At 43.0% G+C, this 270-nt stretch carries 1 protein-coding gene; it reads right to left on the bottom strand.

Annotated elements, in window-relative coordinates:
- Positions 1–26: 26 nt before the first annotated feature.
- Positions 27–270, bottom strand: a 244-nt coding sequence (gene tnpA, locus GPK83_RS16955) for an IS200/IS605 family transposase (RefSeq protein WP_252196349.1), incomplete at its 5' end; no start/stop codon positions are given.

Genomic DNA, 270 nt, shown 5'->3' with positions numbered 1-270 from the left:
TCCTTGCAAATAGTTCTTTTTGAGATTTATTCGGGTAGATCCGAAAACGGTACACGATGTTCACTCTTATTTTCTCCCTGCGTTTCTATGTACTGGCGGATAACCTCAATGGGTGCACCACCAGCACTTAACAGACAAAAACTCTGGCTCCAGAACATTTCTTTCCAAAGCTTCTGCCGAATCTCCGGATACTCTTTTTTAATCAATCGACTGCTTGCGCTTTTATACGCATTAATAAATTTGCTGAGTTCCGATTTCGGATGGGCCCGG

This window comes from Clostridium sp. MCC328 (assembly GCF_018785465.1).
GTDB lineage: Bacteria > Bacillota > Clostridia > Lachnospirales > Lachnospiraceae > Pilosibacter > Pilosibacter fragilis.
Note: the sequence above shows the minus strand (reverse complement) of the source record. Positions and strands in the feature narration are given on the sequence as shown.